We start from the raw sequence: 1,694 nt of genomic DNA, 5'->3' as shown, positions 1-1,694 counted from the left end.
CACCGCCGCTCTCGAGCACCACCGCGAGCCCGAGGGCCGCCTGCGCGCGCTCGGTGGTGCCGCCGGTCTCCAGCACCTCGCGGAACAGCCTGGCGGCCTCGTCGAGCCGGCCGCCCTCGGCGTGTCCGCGCGCCTCGTCGAGCCGTGTCGACGGGTCCGCCGCCGCCTCGTCCGGCGGGGTCGTCATGTCGCGCTCCGGCGGTCATCGCCGGACGTCCTCATCGGCGCCTCGCAGGCGTCGCTCGCACTCATCTCCGGGCCCTTGGGGGTAGGCGTCGTATGGCATGAGCCTAACGGGATTCGGGCCGCTCCGTCCCGCAGCGTGACCGCGATGTCCGGCTCGGGCCAGTGGAAAGCGTCCTTGACATCGCCCTGGGGTGTAAAGCACACTTTCCATATCGACGTCGAAGGAGCATTACACGTGCGGAACGACGTACGCGTGCTGCGGTCGGCCAAGGGCCTGTCCCAGCAGGCGCTCGGGCGGGCGCTCGGCGTGTCGCGCCAGACGATCAACGCGATCGAGCAGGGCCGGTACGACCCTTCGCTGCCCCTCGCGATCCGCACGGCCCGTTATTTCGGCAGAACGGTGGAGGAGGTCTTCCATGTCGACGACGAGAGCTCATGAGATCGCACGCGCGCGGCGCTGGCTCGTGCCGGGACTGTGCGTGCTGTTCGCGATCGGCTACGCCGCCGTGTTCCTGGCCCATCACAAGCCACTCGCGGCGGTGATCGGGGCCGGGGTCATGCTCGCGTACGCGCTCGTGCTGGTGATCTTCTCGCGGCGCAGCGAGGCGGTCGCACTGCTGCGCGAGGACGCCCCGGACGAACGCCGCACCGCGATCACGGCGGCGGCCGCCGCCACCACCTTCTACGTGCTGATCGCCGTGGCGGTGGTCATGCTCTTCGTCCAGCTGGTTCGCGGCGCCGACCCCGGCGCGTGGGGCGTGATCTGCGGCATCGGCGGCGCCGTGTTCATCATCGCGATCGCCTACCGGTCGCGCCGCGCCTAGGTTGGCAGGGGCGACTCGGTTGGATGATCTTGTACTAGGGAGGACCTCCTGGCGAGGTGTATGTCACCGCAACATGCACATCTCGTCCGGAAGGTCCTGATGACGCCACGCAGCCGGTTGGAACCGGCGCGTCGCGTCGTGGAGGACAAGTGGCCGCTGGCGCGGGCGGCCGAGCGGTTCCCAGGTCCCGGCCACCACGGCCAAGCGGTGGGCGGACCGGTACCGCCACACCGGGTCCTGACCCGTTACCACCGCCCACTCCCGGCCCACCTGGACCGGGGAAATGCCCGGGGCGATCCGCCGCTACGAACACGACCAGCCCGGCGACCTGATCCACCCGGCCTGCACCGAGATCCCGGCCGACGAACGCAAGGAAACCGCTGCCGCGTCCTGGCGACGCGCTCACGCCCACTTCACCGGCTGCGGGATCACCATCGCGTCTTGAGCGACAAACGGCCGCGATGAATCCCTCGCCTGGCGCGACGCCCTCACCGCCCCTGGCATCACCTGCAAGCGCCCCCGCCCCCACCGGCCCCGAACCAACGGCGAAGCCGAACGCCTCCACCGCACCCTGACCGACACCTAGATCGTTGATGGGTTATTGGTGAGCCGGTCGCTGGCATGGTGAAGGGCGCCCATGATCAGTGTGTGAAGACAAACCTGGACGCCCTTGTGATCGAACTG

Annotated in this window: 3 protein-coding genes and 1 pseudogene; 3 read left to right on the top strand and 1 reads right to left on the bottom strand. The window is 69.8% G+C overall.

Annotation, left to right across the window (positions count from 1 at the left end):
* Positions 1-187, bottom strand: a pseudogene (locus tag ACFFNX_RS49330) (tetratricopeptide repeat protein); the annotation flags it as partial.
* Positions 188-421: 234 nt separating this feature from the next.
* Here ACFFNX_RS49330 and ACFFNX_RS49325 point away from each other — a divergent pair.
* The 3 genes from ACFFNX_RS49325 (at position 422) to ACFFNX_RS49315 (ending at position 1,455) form a co-directional block, all read left to right on the top strand.
* Entirely contained in the window at positions 422-625 is a 204-nt protein-coding gene (locus tag ACFFNX_RS49325; RefSeq protein WP_378213395.1) for a helix-turn-helix transcriptional regulator, read from the top strand.
* Positions 603-1,010, top strand: a complete 408-nt coding sequence (locus ACFFNX_RS49320) for a hypothetical protein (RefSeq protein ID WP_378213394.1) — start codon at positions 603-605, stop codon at positions 1,008-1,010. Before ACFFNX_RS49325 ends, ACFFNX_RS49320 begins: the two co-directional genes overlap by 23 nt.
* A gap of 283 nt (positions 1,011-1,293) precedes the next feature.
* Positions 1,294-1,455, top strand: a complete 162-nt coding sequence (locus tag ACFFNX_RS49315) for a hypothetical protein (protein WP_378213393.1) — start codon at positions 1,294-1,296, stop codon at positions 1,453-1,455.
* The last annotated feature ends 239 nt before the right edge of the window (positions 1,456-1,694 follow it).

Source organism: Actinoallomurus acaciae (assembly GCF_042429965.1).
Taxonomy (GTDB): domain Bacteria; phylum Actinomycetota; class Actinomycetes; order Streptosporangiales; family Streptosporangiaceae; genus Actinoallomurus; species Actinoallomurus acaciae.
Note: the sequence above shows the minus strand (reverse complement) of the source record. Positions and strands in the feature narration are given on the sequence as shown.

Bases quoted from the DNA above. Each gene is read 5' to 3' on its own strand.
- ACFFNX_RS49320 (WP_378213394.1), top strand. From the start codon at position 603: ATGTCGACGACGAGAGCTCATGAGATCGCACGCGCGCGGCGCTGGCTC.
- ACFFNX_RS49315 (WP_378213393.1), top strand. From the start codon at position 1,294: ATGCCCGGGGCGATCCGCCGCTACGAACACGACCAGCCCGGCGACCTG.